Genomic DNA, 1,707 nt, shown 5'->3' with positions numbered 1-1,707 from the left:
ATACCGCGCGATCAACTTGTGACCACAGGTTCGGCCAATCCCGAAACGACGACAAAGCGCACTGACATTGCTGCCATCCTGCACCGCAAGACGCACAAACTCCAACTTCCCATCCATCACGCTGGTGTTCCCAAATGGCATCGCGAACCTCCCGGCGCAAAGCACGCCAAACTGTTCGCGATGTCCTCGCACACCTGTTCGCGATGTCTCCGGTCCAAACACCCCCTCCGGAGGGAGAGGAAAGGGGCCAAGGTTGGCGAACTCGCGCCTTTCCTCTCCGCCGTCGATCGGAAGGAGAGAAACCCAAGCCGGAAGCCATTCACCCCGCCCCCGCATCATGCTAACCAACCCGCCATGGCACAGAAGAAAGCTTACGAAGTCGATGGCTGGCTCGCGAAGCCGGACCAGCGTATTTCCATCGTCCTGCTTTACGGCCCCGATCGTGGTCTCGTCTCCGAGCGGGCGAAGGCCTTTGCCGGCAAGACCGGCCTGCCTCTCGATGATCCCTTCTCCGTGGTCCGGCTGGAGGGTTCGGAGGTCGACCGCGACGAGGGCCGGCTGCTCGACGAGGCCCGCACCGTGCCGATGTTTTCCGACCGGCGCCTTTTGTGGGTGCGCAATGCCAGCGGCCAGAAAGCGCTGGCCGACGACGTCAAGGCGCTGACGGCGGAGCCCGCGCGAGACGCGATCATCCTCATCGAGGCCGGCGATCTCAAGAAGGGCGTCGGGCTGCGCGCCATCGTCGAGGCGGCGGACAACGCCATGGCGTTGCCGTGCTACGCCGATGAAGCCCGCGACATCGACGCCGTCATCGACCACGAACTGAGCAAGGCCGGCATGTCGATGACCATGGAGGCGAGACAGGCGCTGCGCCGCAATCTCGGCGGCGACCGGCTGGCCTCGCGCGGTGAAATCGAGAAGCTCGTGCTCTATGCGCACGGCCAGACCGAGATCGGCCTCCAGGAGGTCAGGGCGATGTCGGGCGACGTCTCCGGCGCCTCTTTCGACGACGCGGTCGACGCGCTCCTCGAAGGCAAGATCGGCGACTTCGACACCGCCTTCACCCGCCATTGCCAGTCTGGCGGCCAACCCTTCCTGGTGCTGTCCTCGGCAATGCGGCAGTTGCAGCAGATCCAGACCATGCGCGGCCAGATGGAGTCCGGCAACCGCAACGCCGCCTCGGTCGTCGCCGCCGCCCGCCCGCCGGTGTTTTTCTCCAGGCGCAAGCTGGTCGAGAAGGCGCTGGAACGTTGGAGCACCGACGCGCTCGGCCGCGCGTTGACCCGGCTCCAGACGGCGGTGCTGCAGACCAGGCGGCGGCCGGATCTTGCGGTTGCGCTGGCAAGGCAGGCGCTGCTTGGGATAGCGGTGGAGAGCAGCCGGCTGGCGCAGCGCGCCTGATCTCCCCCTCGAGGGGGAGATGTCGCCGAAAGGCGACAGAGGGGGTCGTTGCGCGTGGAGCGCTGGCCTCCATCTGCATCCGGTCGAATCGACCCCCTCTGGCCCGCGCGCACGAAACTCGGTCAAGCGGCAATCATTGCTTCGGTATAAGGTCGACCCCCACTCCGTCGAGCTTCGCTTGTCCAGCCGATAGATGGGTAACAGTTTGAACCGGATACATAGGTAACAGTTTTCCCCTTACGATGGGTTCGCCGAAGCATCGCGCCAACCCAACCGCTTGGCGCTTCGGCGAACCAGTTTCATGTG

At 64.9% G+C, this 1,707-nt stretch carries 1 protein-coding gene; it reads left to right on the top strand.

The features are described from left to right. Positions 1 to 354 precede the first annotated feature (354 nt). Positions 355 to 1,401, top strand: a complete 1,047-nt coding sequence (holA, locus tag EOA13_RS36985; protein ID WP_127298031.1) for a DNA polymerase III subunit delta — start codon at positions 355 to 357, stop codon at positions 1,399 to 1,401. Positions 1,402 to 1,707 lie beyond the last annotated feature (306 nt).

The organism is Mesorhizobium sp. M7A.F.Ca.US.011.01.1.1 (genome assembly GCF_003998295.1).
Taxonomy (GTDB): domain Bacteria; phylum Pseudomonadota; class Alphaproteobacteria; order Rhizobiales; family Rhizobiaceae; genus Mesorhizobium.
This window is presented reverse-complemented; position numbering and strand designations above follow the sequence as displayed.

What these genes read in the sequence shown, in the direction of transcription:
- holA (WP_127298031.1), top strand. Translation starts at nt 355, where the DNA reads ATGGCACAGAAGAAAGCTTACGAAGTCGATGGCTGGCTCGCGAAGCCG.